The sequence below is a fragment of the Streptomyces sp. MMBL 11-1 genome, from assembly GCF_028622875.1.
GTDB lineage: Bacteria > Actinomycetota > Actinomycetes > Streptomycetales > Streptomycetaceae > Streptomyces.
The window spans coordinates 7674341-7688854 of record NZ_CP117709.1 but is presented as its reverse complement, the minus strand read 5'-3'; the positions used below and the strand labels follow the sequence as shown (position 1 = coordinate 7688854).

At 73.3% G+C, this 14514-nt stretch carries 10 protein-coding genes; 2 read left to right on the top strand and 8 right to left on the bottom strand.

The genetic code is table 11. The features are described 5' to 3' along the window. Nucleotides 1-14: 14 nt before the first annotated feature. The 7 genes from PSQ21_RS33965 to PSQ21_RS33935 all read right to left on the bottom strand — a co-directional run bounded on the left by PSQ21_RS33965 (nt 15) and on the right by PSQ21_RS33935 (nt 11135). The gene (locus PSQ21_RS33965) at nt 15-1229 is read right to left on the bottom strand and encodes an MFS transporter (protein ID WP_274035223.1); all 1215 of its coding nucleotides are present in this window, start codon (nt 1227-1229) and stop codon (nt 15-17) included. Continuing rightward, nucleotides 1226-2086 carry an alpha/beta fold hydrolase gene (locus PSQ21_RS33960; protein WP_274035221.1) on the bottom strand — a complete coding sequence of 287 codons (861 nt, stop codon included), beginning with the start codon at nt 2084-2086 and terminating at the stop codon, nt 1226-1228. Before PSQ21_RS33960 ends, PSQ21_RS33965 begins: the two co-directional genes overlap by 4 nt. After that, nucleotides 2083-2640 (bottom strand): 6-pyruvoyl trahydropterin synthase family protein, encoded by a 558-nt coding sequence (locus tag PSQ21_RS33955; protein WP_274035220.1) that lies wholly within the window; start codon nt 2638-2640, stop codon nt 2083-2085. The genes PSQ21_RS33960 and PSQ21_RS33955 overlap by 4 nt, the downstream gene beginning before the upstream one ends. Continuing rightward, nucleotides 2637-7106 (bottom strand): SDR family NAD(P)-dependent oxidoreductase, encoded by a 4470-nt coding sequence (locus PSQ21_RS33950; protein WP_274035219.1) that lies wholly within the window; start codon nt 7104-7106, stop codon nt 2637-2639. The genes PSQ21_RS33955 and PSQ21_RS33950 overlap by 4 nt, the downstream gene beginning before the upstream one ends. Continuing rightward, nucleotides 7103-9034 carry an AMP-binding protein gene (locus PSQ21_RS33945; protein WP_274035218.1) on the bottom strand — a complete coding sequence of 644 codons (1932 nt, stop codon included), beginning with the start codon at nt 9032-9034 and terminating at the stop codon, nt 7103-7105. Before PSQ21_RS33945 ends, PSQ21_RS33950 begins: the two co-directional genes overlap by 4 nt. Continuing rightward, the gene (gene folE, locus PSQ21_RS33940) at nt 9031-9633 is read right to left on the bottom strand and encodes a GTP cyclohydrolase I FolE (RefSeq protein WP_274035217.1); all 603 of its coding nucleotides are present in this window, start codon (nt 9631-9633) and stop codon (nt 9031-9033) included. Before folE ends, PSQ21_RS33945 begins: the two co-directional genes overlap by 4 nt. Before the next feature lie 161 nt (nt 9634-9794). Beyond that, a complete protein-coding gene (locus PSQ21_RS33935) occupies nt 9795-11135 on the bottom strand; it encodes a condensation domain-containing protein (protein ID WP_274035216.1) in 1341 nt (446 codons plus the stop codon). Between the two features lie 159 nt (nt 11136-11294). Here PSQ21_RS33935 and PSQ21_RS33930 point away from each other — a divergent pair, with 159 nt between their 5' ends. Further along, nucleotides 11295-11891, top strand: coding sequence for a GNAT family N-acetyltransferase (locus PSQ21_RS33930; RefSeq protein WP_274035215.1), 597 nt, complete (start codon nt 11295-11297; stop codon nt 11889-11891). A 36-nt stretch (nt 11892-11927) separates the two neighbouring features. Here the strand turns inward: PSQ21_RS33930 and PSQ21_RS33925 are convergent, their stop codons facing one another. Beyond that, a complete protein-coding gene (locus PSQ21_RS33925) occupies nt 11928-12656 on the bottom strand; it encodes an HAD family hydrolase (protein WP_274035213.1) in 729 nt (242 codons plus the stop codon). Nucleotides 12657-13136: 480 nt separating this feature from the next. Here PSQ21_RS33925 and PSQ21_RS33920 point away from each other — a divergent pair, with 480 nt between their 5' ends. Next, nucleotides 13137-14414, top strand: coding sequence for a hypothetical protein (locus PSQ21_RS33920; RefSeq protein ID WP_274035211.1), 1278 nt, complete (start codon nt 13137-13139; stop codon nt 14412-14414). Nucleotides 14415-14514: the final 100 nt, after the last annotated feature.

Sequence of the window (14514 nt, the reverse complement as noted above, 5' to 3'; positions counted from 1 at the left end):
GTGCGGGGAGAGGTTCATTGGACTGCGCGGATGCGCCGTACGAGGAGCAGCGAGGCCATCAGGGCCGCGCCGGCGAGCTGACCGCAGGCGATCACCGTCGCCGCCGGGGCGTGGGCGCCCAGCCAGCCGCCGAGAGCGAAGCCGACCGGCATGAGCGCCTTCGTGCCGAAGAGGTTGACCGAGTAGACCCGGGAGAGCTTGTCCGGCGCGACGACGTGCATGAGCAGCGTCTCCCAGAGGGCGAAGCCGAGGCCGCCGCACATCCCCCGCACGGCGGCGAGCGCGACCGCGCCGGGCAGCCAGGTCGTCAGCGCCATGGCCGCGCACAGGATGTGCGCCGTGGTCCACATGGTGTACACGATCACGGCCCGCCGCCGGCGGGGCATCAGCCGCGCGTACAGCAGCGCTCCGGCCGCCGCGCCCGCACCGTACGCGGTGGTGAGCAGCGAGAGCGTGCCCGCGCCGCCGTCGAAGTGCTCCTCGACCAGGCGCGGCAGCAGCGTCTGCGTCGGGCCTTCGGAGAGCAGCAGGGCGACCGCGGCGACCGGGATGGAGACGAGCAGCGGAACCGACAGGACGTACCGGGCGCCCTCCCCGATGTCCCGCAAGGGGCGGGAGCGGACCCGCGGTCCCTTGCGCGGCAGCGGGCGCAGCGCCAGCGCCGTGCCGAGGGCGACGAGGAACGCGAAGGCGGTCAGGGCCAGGACGGTCGCCATGCCCGCCGATGCGTAGACGGCCCCGCCCAGGGCCGGCCCCGCGATGGCGCTGACGGAACGGACGAAGCCGAGCGTGGCGTTGGCCGAGCCGATCAGCTCGCCGGGGACCGTGGCCGGGACGATCCCGCCCAGCGCGGGGTAGAACAGGCCGTCGAAGAGGCTCACGAGGGACGCGCACACCGTGAGCACCATCAGATCGGTGTGCCCGGCGGCGGTGACGACGGCGAGCACCCCCACGGCCACCAGGCGGCCGGCGTCGGCGACGACCATCATCGACCGGCGGTCCCAGCGGTCGGCGAGCGCGCCGCCCAGCAGCAGGGTGGTGACCTCCGATACGGCGGCGGCCCCGAGGACGAGTCCGGACGCGCCGGGTGAGCCGGTGAGCTGGTAGGCGTACCAGGACAGAACGGCCAGATAGGCGCCGTAGGTGATCATGGACAGGAACTGGCCGGCGATCAGCAGCCGGAAGTCACGGAGCCCCAGGGCCGAGCGGCGCTCGGTCACGACGGTCACGGCCGCTCTCCGAGGAAGGCGGCGACGGCCGCCCGGGGAGCGTCGATGTGCGGGGAGTGGCCCGCCCGTTCGACGACGCGGAGCTCACCGTGGGCGGCCCGCGCGGCGAGCGTCTCGGCGTCCGTCCGGCGCAGCAGGGCCGAGTGCGCCCCGCGCAGGACGACGACCCTGCCCAGGTGGGCGGCGAGGGCCGCGCCGGTCCGGTCGGCCCGGTCCCGCAGGAGGGGGCGCGCCGACTCCGGCAGGGGCGGCGCGGGCGGCGGAGACGGCCCCACGGCGGCGAGAGCGGCGGTGACGGCCCGCAGCGTGGTCTCGGCGGCGAGCGGATGGAGCCGCCGCAGGGACTCCCCCGGATCGTCGCCGGGCCGGGCGACGAGACCGGGAGTGCCGGGAACGTCGGGACCGGAAGTGCCGGGAACGTCGGGACCGGGCGTGCCGGGTCCTCGCGGCGCCGGGTGCACCGCGAAGTGGGACGGCACCGGCTCGATCAGGGTGACCGTGCCGAAGTCCGCCAGCGAGGCGGTCAGCAGGGCGGCCGGAGCGCCCGCCGAGTGGCCGAGGACACCGCTGATCCCGTGTTCGTCACACGCGGCGGCCAGCGCCTCGGCCATCTCCCGCAACCGGTCGTACGAGCCCCTGGGCGCGGCGCTCTGCGCGGCGAGCGCGCCCGGGTCGACGGCGAGGAGCGCGCGGTCCCGGGAGGCCAGCCAGCGGGCGAACGGCCCCCAGTGCGCGGCGCTCTGGCCGAGACCGGGGACGAGCAGAAGGCGCTTCCCGGCGCCGGTGGCGCCGGGGAGTACGGGGTGCACGGGAGCGGCCGGTCCGGCCGCTCCCGTGCCCAGATCGGGAAGGCTCACCGCGCGGCGTCCCCCGGGGAGGCGGTGAGGACGACGGAGTTCTTGCGGCACTCACGGGCCTCGACGCGGCGGATCCACACCCGGCCGTCGGTGGCCTCGCGGACCAGCCGTCCCGCCTCGTCCATGACCCAGGCGGCGGCTCCCTCCATCCCGGTGTGCTCCATGACCCGCAGGTCGACGACGCCGCGTGCGGCGAGCTCCTCGAAGAGGGGCCGTTCGGGATCGTTCACGGCGACCAGGGTGGTGTGGTCGAACTGGTCGTTCAGCAGGGCGCGGACGTTCTTCAGGGCGCTGAAGTCCACGACGAAGCCCGTGACCGGGTCCAGCTCGGCGCAGACGAACTCGATCTCGAAGCTGCGCTCGTAGCCGTGCAGGAAGCGGCACTTGCCGTCGTGCGCCCACGACCGGTGGCAGCAGGGCAGGTCGTCGAAGAGCTTGGTGACGGCGAACGCCCCTGCCGGGTATCCGCCCGGCGTGCCGACGGTGGAGGCGGCCTCGTCGGCCGCACACGCGCAGGCCGACGCCTGGGACTCGTGGTGGGTGGGGGTCGTCACTTGGTTCCTCCGGCAGCCGACCGGCCGCGCAGACGGCGGATCTCGGCAGCGGTCTGGGCGATGGTGGGATTGTCGAACATGGTGATCACGGACAGGACCACGTCGAACCGCAGGCTGAGCCGGTGCGCGACGGTGACGCCGAGCAGGGAGTCCCCGCCGAGGGCGAAGAAGTCGCTGGTGCCGGTGAGGTCGCCGATGCCGAGGACGTCCGTCCAGACCTCCGCGATACCGGACTCGATGTCGGCGTCGTCGCCGGAACCGGCCTGTCCGGCGGTGGCGGGCGCCGCCTGGCGGTCCGCCGCGGAGCGCACCCACTGGTCGATGCGGCGTTCGAAGTCCGCGGTGGAGATCAGGACCTGGTGCGGCTCGGTCATGTTCATCAGCCGGCTGTAGAAGTCCTGCCCCTCGCTGGGCCGGATGGCGATCTCGGCGACGACGCCGAAGTCCGGGGAGGCGAAGGACGGGGACACCACCGACTGGTGCAGGGTGTCGTCGTCGCGCTCGCGGAAGATCCAGCCGTCCCAGTTGACCGTCATCCAGGGGATGTCGGCGTCGCGGTGGCGCTCCGCGAAGGAGTCCATGAAGGCGTTGCCGGCGGTGTAGGCGTAGAAGCCGAGGCCCCCCAGGTGCGAGGAGAGCGAGGACTGCATGAGGACGAAGTCCAGCTTGCGGCCCCGCAGGAACTCGGCGAGCACCAGCGTGCCCTCGACCTTCGGACGCAGCCGCCTGACGCAGTCCTCGCGACCGGTGTCGTCCAGGCCTCGGAAGGCCCGCTGGGTCTCGAACACCCCGGCGGCGTGCACGACGCCGTCGAGCCGGCCGAACCGCTTCTCGATGGTCTCGAACAGTTCGGCGGTCTGGTCCCGGTCGGCGGCGTCGCACCGGGCGGCGACGATCTCGCCGCCGAGGGCGACCAGCTTGCGGATGCGCGTCACCCGTTCGGCCAGCGCCTGGTCCACGCCGTCGAGGGGTTCGTCGTCGCCGTTCTCCCACAGGGAGGAGTCCGGGACGGCGTCCATGCCGGTCAGGACGAGGCGGGCGCGGCAGGTGCGGACCAGGTATTCCGCGAGGGTCATGCCGATGCCGCCGAGACCGCCGGTGATGAGGTAGACGCCCTCCTCGCGCAGACGCAGCGGAAGCCGGTCCTCGGGGACGGGCGGCAGCTCGTCGCGCTCGTAGCAGCGCACCCAGCGCGACCCCGGAGCCAGCGCGACGGTGGTGTCGGCGGAGGTGCCGAGGAGCTCCGCCACCAGCTCGGCGGACCAGCCGTCCACGGGGAGCCCGGTGATGTCCAGGGTGCGGGCCGACATGGCCGGGAAGTCCTGCGGGATCACCAGGCCGGGGCCGGCGAGCAGGGCGCGGTCGGGCACGGTGTCGGCGGGGTCGGTGCTGACGGGGTGCATGCCCCGGGCCGCGATGTCCAGGCGCACGTGACGCGAGCCCTGGACCAGCCCGATCTCCTGCACGGCGTACAGGAGACTGTAGAAGCCCCGGTCGTACTCGGATTCCAGCACGGCCAGCCGGCCGTCCAGCGTCTCGCCGTCGAGGAGCGGGGCGGTGCACCAGAGATGGACGACCCGGTCGACGGGGTGCTGGTCCAGGCCCAGTCCCCGTACGGCCGACTTCACCGACTCCTCGTCGCCCGGCCGGACGAGGAGGACGTCGTCGGCGGTCCGCTCCGCACCGGACGCCCGCGGCGCCAGGTGGACGCAGTCCACGCCGCGGGCCCGCAGGGCCGCCACGACCTCCGCACCCTCTCCGTCGGCCTCCGCGAGGACCAGCCAGCGTTCGCCGGCGGCGTCGTGCACCCCGGGACCCCGGCGGCGGAACCGCCAACTCGGGTAGTAGGACCAGCGATCGAGGTCCTTCTCCCGCCGGACGGTGCCGCGGGCCCGGGAGGCCGGGTCGGCGGTGGCGGGGGCGGCCTCCTTGAGGTGCTGTTCCCGCGCGAACACGCGGGCGGGCAGCTCGATCGTCCGGCCCTCGCCGCCGGCCGCCGGGCCGGTCTCGCAGGGAAGTCCGACGACCCACAGGGCGGCGAGGCCGTGGACCCACGCGTCGCGCGGGTCCTTGTCGGCACGGAGCGGGCGCACCGCGACGGCGGCCGACCCGTCCACCGCACGGGCGAGGAACCCGTCGGGGCTGAGGTCGACGACGACGCAGCCGCGAGAGGCGGCGGCCTCCGCGACGGCGCGGGCGGCCGGCGTGAGGTCGAGCGGACCGGCCAGATGGGCGGACCAGTAACCGGCGCCCAGAGTCTCCCGCCCGGCGGCGGTGGTGACGAGGCGGGCCGATCCCGGCAGGACGGCCACGGCGTCGGCGACCGGGGCGAACGCCTCGGCGGCCCCGGCCAGCAGCCCGGAGTGGTAGGGCAGCGCCGGTTCGAGCACCCGGTGCGGGACGCCCGCGTCGGCCAGCAGGCCGGTGACCCGCCGCAGGGCGTCCGAGGCGAGCGATACGACGGTACGGTCCGCGCTCAGCGTGACGGCGGGGGCGGCCAGCTCCTCGGGGACCACGGCGGCGATCTCGTCGGCGGGCAGCCGTACGGCGATCATGGCGCCGGCGGGGGCGTCCCGCAGGACGTCCGCCCGGGCGAGTACGAGGCGCAGGGCGTCCTGCTCGCCGATGACCCCGGCGGCGGCAGCGGCCGCGTACTCGCCGAGCGAGTACCCGACGAGGCGGTCCGCGCGGACCCCGCGCGCGGCGAGCTGCTCGGTGAGGGCCAGCAGGACGGCCGTGTGCAGACAGTGGGCGGTGGCCAGGCCGGCGGTGGAGTCGGCCGGGGCCTCCTCCAGTGCGGCCGACAGGGCCGGCAGCGACGGTTCGATCGTCCGCGCGGCGGTCCACAGCCGGTCGAGGGCCTCGGTGAAGGCCGTCTCCCAGCCGTACAGGGCTCGGGCCGTGGGCAGCAGGTCGCTGCCCTGACCGGGCAGCATGAGCAGGGTCTCGGAACCCGGCTTGTGCCACCCCTCGACGGTGTGCGCGCCGACGCCCTCCAGCCCGGCGGTCAGCTCGGCGGGGGTCGCCCCGACCGTGGCGAGACGGTAGGCGTGATCGTCCCGGCCCACGCGCAGCGTGTGCGCGACGTCGGACACTGCGGGAGCCTCGTCGGAGCGGAGCAGCTCGGCCAGGGCGCCCGCGGTGGCCAGGCAGGAGTCGGGGTCGGCGGCGGAGAGCCGCAGCACGTGCGGGCCCTCGGCGGGGGCCGGGACCGGCCGGACGTCCTGGTGGCCCCGGACGACCGCGGCGACGTTGGTGCCGCCGAAGCCGAAGGAGTTGACTCCGGCGAACCGCTCGCCGACGGGCAGGTCCAGGGCGCCGGCGGTGCGGGGCAGCGGTGTGTCGCCGGGGCGCAGGGCGTCCATGGGGCGTTCGAGGTTGGCGAGCGGGGGGACGACGCCGCGCGCCACGACCTCGCAGGCCTTGATGAAGCCGATGACTCCGGCGCCGACCCGCAGATGTCCGAAGTTGGCCTTGGCGGAGCCGAGCGGCGGCAGCGGGGTGTCTCCGAACGCCCCCATGAGGGCCGAGAGTTCGCTGCGGTCGCCCAGCTGGGTGCCGGTGCCGTGGCACTCGACGTAACCGATGTACGCGGGGTCGACCTCGGCGACCTCCATGGCCTGGGCGATGGCCTCCGCCTGGCGGGAGGAACGCGGAGCGGTGAACGAGGCCTTCTCGGCGCCGTCGTTGTTCACGGCGGAGCCCATCAGGACCGCCCGGACCGGCCAGCCGCGCTCCTCGGCGACCTCGGCGTCGGCGAGCAGGACCAGACCGCCGCCGGAGCCGAAGACCGTGCCGCTCGCCCCGGCGTCGAACGGACGGCAGACGCCGTCCTGCGCCATGATGCCGCCCTCCTGCCGGAGGTAGCTGACGGGCTGGGGGAACTCGATGTCCATACCGCCTGCCAGCGCCAGGTCGCACTCGCCCGCGGCGATGGCCTGCGCGGCGGTGTGGATGGCGAGCAGGGAGGAGGAACACGCGGAACCGACGGACATCGCGGGACCGGTCAGACCGAGCTTGTACGCGATGCGGGTGGCGGCGTAGTGGCCGTCCCCGCCCATCAGCGTGGAGAGGTTGTCGTCGGCCGTCGCCCGCCCGCCGTGGGTGGTGAGCAGGTAGCCGCTCAGCCCGGTGGCCGCGAAGACGCCGATGTCGTGGCCGGACCCCTCGGCCCGCACGCCCGCGGACTCCAGGGCCTCCACGGCGCACTCCAGCAGCAGACGCTGCTGCGGGTCGATCTCGGCTGCCTCGCGCGGGGAGTACCCGAAGAAACCGGCGTCGAACATGCCGATGTCGTCCAGTACGCCGTACGCGTGCACCCGGCCGCCGGTGGTGGCTCCGACGTTGGTGGAGGCCCGCGTGACGCAGTCACGGCCGTCGGCCACGATGCTCCACAGGTCGGCGACGTCGCGCCCGCCCGGTACGCGGCACGCGTATCCGAGGACGGCTATGCCTTTGCCGTTCAACTCGTTGGCTCCTCTTCTTGGTGACTCTGGGTGGGCGTGGGGGAATCGGGAGTGGGATCCGTAACAGCCGCGGCGACGCCGCGAGCGGCCCGCCGCCGGTCGCGCCGACCGGCGAGCGCGGCACGCCTCGCCGCCGCGCCCCGGGACGCCGGGGCGGCCTTCGGGCCGTCGACGTCCCCGCTCAACGCGGCGATCTGGAGGTCCAGGCGCGGGTGGTCGAGAAGGAAGGCCGGGGTGACGGGGCGGCCGAGCACCCGGGTGAGCCGCGCGGCGGCCGTGACCACGCCGAGCGAGTCGACGCCCGCCTCGAAGAGGTTGGCGGTGTACGGGATCCCCGCGCCGAGAATCTCCTGCCACACCGACCGCACCTGGGCGGCGAGTCCGCCGCCGCCCGTCGGCGAAGGACCCGGGACCGCCTGCGTACGGGTGTCGACCTTGCCGTTACGGGTGCGGGGCAGCGTGTCGACCAGCACCAGACGAACGGTCAGGGGCGCGCCGAGAGCGGCGACGACCTGCCCCCGGATGCGCTCCGCCGTCACCCCTGACGCGTCCCGGGGAACGGCCGTGACCTGCAGGCACTCCTGTGGGTCGGCCCCCTCCAGGCGGATCTCCGTGGGTGCGGCGGAGACCTCGTCGACGCAGCCCCCGGCGAGCAGGGCGCGCTCGACGGACTCCAGGGCGACCCAGCGCCCGGCGACCTTCAGGCGACGCCCGCCCCGTCCGACGATCCGCAGGCCGCCGCCCTCGGCCCAGCGGCCCAGGTCCCCGGTCCGGAACGCGATCTCCCGCTCCGGACCGACGCGGACGAACCGGTCGGCCGTCTGCCCCGGGTCGAGGTATCCGGCGGCCACCCCGGCCCCTTGGACGTGCACCTCGCCGGTCGTCCCCGGGTCGTCCGGCGGCACGGGTGCGCCTTCGGCCGTCAGCAGGGTGACCCGGACGCCGGGCAGGGGGTGGCCGACGTATCCGGCCATGACGGCGGGCACGTCGGCCGCGGTGACCCGGTCGGCGGTGATCTGCCCGGCGGTCTCCGTGGCCGCGTAGGTGTTGACGACGACGCTTCGGTCGCCGCCCGGCAGGGCCAGGAACTCGGCCAGCTGCCCCCGGTGCGCCGGTTCGCCGCTCAGCAGGACGAACTCGGGGACGCCGGCGCCCGCTTCGCGGAGCCGCGCGGTGAGCAGGGACAGCTCCGATGGGGTGAGGCAGAGCGCCGTCCCGCGGCCTTCGGACCGCGCCGAGGTCACCAGGTCGCCTACCCCCGCGCAGGTGAGCGGTGACTCGCGGTCCACCAGGGCGAGCTCCCCGCCGAAGGCGAGCGCGCCGAGCACCTCGCACATCGAGTAGCCGAACGTGAGGGGGTGGAACTGGGCCCAGACCAGCCCCTGGGGAAAGCCGAGTTGCGGCGCGTCGCGCAGGCCGCCGAACACGTGCCGCAACCCCGCACGGGTCACCACCGTGTCCTTGGGCGCCCCCGTGCTGCCCGACGTGGTCATCACGTACGCGGCGTCCGCCGGCAGCTCCCGCCGCCCCGTCAGGATCTCGGCGACACCGGGTCCGGGCACCGCTCCGGCCGGGAGCATCACGAAGGCCGCTCCGGCGGCGAGGACAGCCAGCAGCTCCACGACGGCGGCCGGGGTGCGCTCCGCGTCCACCCGCACCAGCCGCCCGGGACCGGCGCCCGCGCTCCTCAGCTCCGCGGCCCGCGCCGTGATCGCGTCGGCCAGCTCGCGGTAGGACAGGACCGAGCCGTCCGTGCCCCGGAGGGCGGCGGTGTCCGCCGGAGGGGCATCCCGACGGGGAGCGGCGCCCAGACACCGACCGAGCAGGTCGACGCGCTCCGGTTCCCCGCCCGGGGAGGGGCGGGGTTCCGGTTCCCCGCCCGGGAAGGGGCGGGCTTCAGGTTCCCCGCCCGGGGAGGGACGGGTCATCGCCAGCCCGCCCCGCCGCCGCTCCCGCTCTCCGCACGGCGCATGAACTCCTCGCGGCGGTGCGGGTCCTCACGCAGGACGCCCCGCACGGCGGAGGTGGTGGTCCAGGCACCGACGGCCTTGACGCCCCGCACCGACATGCAGGTGTGCTGGGCCTCGACGACCGCACCCGCGCCCAGCGGATCGAGTTCCTCGGTCAGCCAGTCCGCGATGCGGGTGGTGATGCGCTCCTGGATCTGCAGACCCCGCGCCGACGCCTGGACGACCCGCGCCAGCTTGGACAGGCCCAGCACCCGCTTGCCGGGGACGTAACCGACGTGGGCAACGCCGAAGAACGGCAGCAGATGGTGGCAGCACAGCGACTGGAAGGGGATCGACCGTACGAGGACCAGCTCGTCGCAGCCGTCATCGTTCGGGAAGGTCGTCGCCGTGAACTCGTGCGGCTCCAGGAGTTCACGGTAGGCCGCGGCGACCCGCCTCGGGGTGTCGGCGAGGGACTCCTCGGCGAGGTCCACGCCGAGAGCGGTCAGCAGTGCGGTCACCGCCTGTTCGGCGGGGTCGGGCCCGCCGACGGGTATGGCTTCGTTGACGATGGACATCGGTTTCCCTCGGTCGGTGGAAGGGACGGTGCGCCCGCGCGCGGGCGGCACGCCGCAGCGCCTCGCCGTGCTCCGGGACGAGGTGGTGCGATGGTCGGACGAGAGGTTCGGGGACCGGCGGGGGCAGGCCCGGGGGCGGGCGCGCGCACAGGGAGCGGGCACTACCAGACGAGGTCGTTGACGATGTCGGCCAGCACGGCCCGGTAGCGTTCGGCCACCCGCTCCATCGTCGACGCGTCGTAGAGGTCGGTGTTGTACTCGATCTGGCAGCGGATGCCCGCCTCGTCGGGCCACACGTTCAGCGTGATGTCGGCCTTGCTGGCCTGCTGGGAGAAGGGTCTGCGGGCGCAGGCGACGCCCTCCAGCGCCAGCGGGGCGACGCGGTGGGTGTGACAGATGAACAGCGTCCTGAAGAGGTAGGGCGGCAGGTTGTCCGCACCGTAGCGCGCGATCAGGTCCTCGTAGACGGCGATGAGGGGCACCTCTTGGTGCCGCAGGGCGTCGGTGAGAGCGCGGGCCGTGGCGTGGAGCAGATCGCGCAGTGGCGTGCGAGCGGGCAGTTTCGACCGGACGCAGTGGGTGTTCGTCAGGAATCCGACGCAGTCGTGCGTCCACGGCTGCACCCGGTTCGCCGTCGGCACCCCGACGACGATGTCCTCCTGGCCCGCGTACTCACGCAGCAGCAACTGGTAGGCGAGCAGCGTCACACCGGCGACGGTGACCCGCTCGGCGCGCGCCACCTCGCCGACGCTCCGGGCGAGGGCCGCGGGCAGCTCGAAGTCCAGCCGGTCGCCGGCGAAGGTCTGGTAGGGGCGGGCCGGACGGTCGTAGGGAACGGTCGAGCCGTCCTGCAGACCCGCCAGTTGCCGGGCCCAGAAGTCGAGGAGGGCGGCGGCCTCGGGGGAGGAGGTCAGTTCCCGCTGGTACCGGGCGAAGTCGCCCAGCTGCCCGGGACGTCCTGGGCCGAAGGGCCTCTCGCCCGCGCGGACGGCCGCGTACGCGGAGCCCAGGTCGTCCAGCAGGACGCCCATCGACCAGCCGTCGAGTACGAGGTGGTGGACGACGACGACCAGGACGTACTCCTCCTCGCCGGTTCGGTGGAGGGTGAAACGGCTGGGCCGTTCACCCGCGAGGTCGAAGAGGTGCTCGGTGTCGGCGCGGACGATGTCCTCCAGCGCCGCCGGGGACAGCGGGGCGCCTCCGGTGTGGTCACGGCAGACCAGCGCACCGGTCGGAGCGGGCAGGACCCGCAGGCCGACGCCCTGATGGCCGGTCACGAAGGCGGTGCGCAGCGACTCGTGACGTTCGACGACGAGGTCCACCGCACGGCCCAGGGCGGTCACGTCGACCGGGCCGCGGAGGACGTGGATGTTCTCCACGTTGAATGCGCGGTTCTCGTCGGGGTTCGCCAGCATCGACGTGAACAGCATCTCTTGCAGCTGAGTTGACGGACCGAAGTCCGTATCGGCAGTTCCGGCCGTTTTGTTGCCCCTGATCGCCACGAGGGTTTCTCCCTTTCCCCGCCTTCGCAGAAGCGCTCGATCCGAAAGTGCTGCAGGTACTCTACACGGGTCCGACCTGGGCTTTTAAGTCCCCCGAGCACTCCGTCGCGTAATCGAAGCGGCCGCGTTCCGGGCCTCTCGCGAGTGAATTGAAGGCATATGACACACGATGACAACTACGGAGCGACAGCTCCGAACCGCCCGGCGACGACCCATCAGGAAATGATCGAGGGGTTCGGGACGGTCAGCATGCGGCCCGTCGCGCCCGCGTCGGACGCCGGCGTCCTCCACGCGTGGGTCAGTCAGGAACGTGCCCGGTACTGGGGCATGCTCGGCGCCGACCGGGAGCGCGTCCAGGAGGTCTACGCGTACGTGGACTCCCTGACGACCCATCACGCCCACCTCGTCCACCTGGACGGCAGCCCGGTGGCGCTCTTCCAGAGCTACGAACCCGAACACGACCCGGTCGCCGAGTGCTACGAGGTCCAGCCCGGCGACCACGGCATCCACATACTCATCGGCACACCGGTCGGCCCGGTCAGGCCCGGATTCACCGGCCACCTGCTCGGCTTCTTCCTCACCCACCTGCTGGAGAACCCCGACCGCAGAAGGATCGTCGCGGAACCGGACGCCCGCAACGACCGGGCGATCGCACGCTTCCTGCGGGCCGGCTTCACGAAGGGCCCGCAGATCGAACTCCCCGACAAGCGGGCCCAACTCGTCTTCCTGGACCGGGAGGACCACCGACGGTCTTGACGCCGGGCCGGCCCACCGCCTCGGCACGCGGCATCATCACGCCGCCCCGCCGACCACGGCAGGCGCCGGACCGGGACCCCCGTCGACCGCGAGCCCGGCTACGGCGAACTGTCCGGCGAGCAGACCGGGCAGCTCGCGCATGTCGTGGAACACCGTGGTCCCGGGCCCCTCCAGCCAGTCCCCCGGGGTGACACCACCCGCGTAACCGAGACACCGCATCCCGGCGGCGCGCGCCGCCGACACGCCGGGACGGCTGTCCTCCACCACGACGCACACGGCGGGGTCGAAGCCCATCGCGGCGGCCGCGCGGAGGAACAGGTCGGGAGCGGGCTTGCCCCGCTCGACCTCGGTCGCACTGTGGATACGCCCGGCGAACCGCTCGTAGAGGCCGGTACGCCCCAGCGTGTGCGCCATCTTCTCGTGGGTGCCGCCGGACGCGATACAGGTCGCCAGACCCGTCCGGTCCAGGGCGGCGAGCGCCTCGGGCAGACCGTCCACAGGCATCAGACCCGCGTCGACCTCTTCCCGGTGGTACCGCGTGAACCGTTCGCACCACAGCTCCGCCGCCCGGTCGCCCAGGCGGGGCCGCACCACTTCCGCCAGGGAAACCAGCGAACGCCCCATGAAGAGCTCGACGACCTCATCTTCGGTGAGCGGCCACCCGAGCTCGGCGCCGATGCGCAGCTGGACCCGGAGCGCGATCCGCTCCGTGTCCACGAGAACTCCGTCGCAGTCGAAAATCACCAGCTCCACGGGCTTTTCCATCGGCACAGCATACGCAGCGTGAATAGCGCGGACGGAGGCGGAAGCACCAAGGTGGAGGACAGATGTGATCTGCCCTGGACCTTCATCCAGCCGCCTTCGGAATGCGACCCGATATGGGCGCATGACGGGACCGAGAGCGTGCACGCCGGTTCCCACAACCGTCGCTCACCCGCGTCAGAGGTCGCGCCTGTCCGGGTGCCGGGCGAGACGGGCCGGCCACTGACGCGGCCCCTTTCCGCCGACGTCGGCGGCCCGGCGCCGTGCCTGCCACGTCGCATCCGGGGCGAGCGCCTACTGCACGGGCGGGAAGCGGGCCCGGCGAGCGCTGCTCCTCCCGGCGGGAGTTGAACCGTATGCCTATCAGCCGTTACGCGGGATCCGGCCATTCGCCCCCGACCTGCGGGAATCGGCTGTACGGGTGACGGCCACACGGAAAACTACCTGTGTAACCGCATGCGTACTCAAAGTGAGGGTGAAGTGTTGTTCGGTAGGAACGGCGGAGAAGACGCGAACGGCAACGGGGACCGCGACGAAGCCCCCAGCGGGCTGACCATGCTGCATCAGGCGATGCTGCACACCAGCACCACGCTGAGCGAGACCCTCGACCGGGGGCTCACAGAGGTGAAGAACACCAACACCGATGCCCACACCTCCGTGACCAAGGAGCTCGCCCGCATGACCAGGACGCTCCTGGACACGCAGAAGCTCTTGCCCGTGCCGTACGCGGCCCGGGACGCGGACAGGGACAGTGCTACCGCTGACCAACTGCGCCGGCTGCACGAGTTGGTGACCGTCGTGCAGGCGACCCTGGCCGGCGTCGCACGAGAGGTCACCTCCCTGGCACCCACACCGGCTGCGGTGACCGTCACAGCCGGCGCGGGCAGCGGGTACGACACCACGGCGGAGACCGTGTACAGCGAATACTCTCTGCTGGACGGAGTGCCGGAACAGCGGGTGGACAGCGTCACCGTGGGCGCCGCCTCGGCCAGGGAAGACGCCGCCTCGGCCGAGGGCGCGGATACGGCTGACGTGCCCGCTGCTGAAACCAACGCCGCAGTCGAGAGCGGACCCGACGTTGAGGACGGACCGCAGGCCGGCCCGGAGACCGAGGCCCCGCTGACGCGGGAGCAGGTGGCTGAGGCTGTGCGCGAGGCGCTCGCCGAGCAAACGCAGGCTCCCCTCACGCGGGACCAGGTCGCTGATGCGGTCCGTGAGGCGGTGGCTGCCGCGCTTCCGGGGCCCGAGGCCGACGACGCGCCGTCCGCCGTCGGGGAGCTGGGCGGGCAGATCGCCGCTCTGCGCGCGGAGGTCGCCGGCCTCGTCGAGCGTCTTCCGGCCGCCCCGCAGACCGGGGCCGGAGACCGGGGGCGACCCGCCGCCGATCCCGAGCACAGCAGGGTACTGACGCAGGCCGCGGGAATCTCTTCCGCCGTGCTGGTGTGCCACCGTGACCTGTGGGAACTCCTGTCCGGCTGGGCCGGCGGGCACCCCCACTTCCGGATGCCTCCGCAGATCGCCGACCAAGGCGAGAACCGCATCGCGGCGAACATCTCGGGCCGTTCACTCATCGCCGTCCTCATCAGCCTGTCCCACCTGCGAAACACCGCCACCGAAGGCGACGGCGACCGGGAGCTCGCCGAAGCCGTCTACCAACGCATCGGCAACAGCCTCGCTGCCCTCTCCCCCGACGACGGCCCGCTCGTCACCATCACCCTGGACGACCGCACCCCGAACACCGGCGACACCGCCGATTCCTGACCGGACCACAGGCACCATCGAGGGTGGCCGCACCTCGGCCACCCTCCCACCCAGCAGGAAAGCGCACAGGGGCCAGACTTAGTGGTCGGCGCAGGAAGTC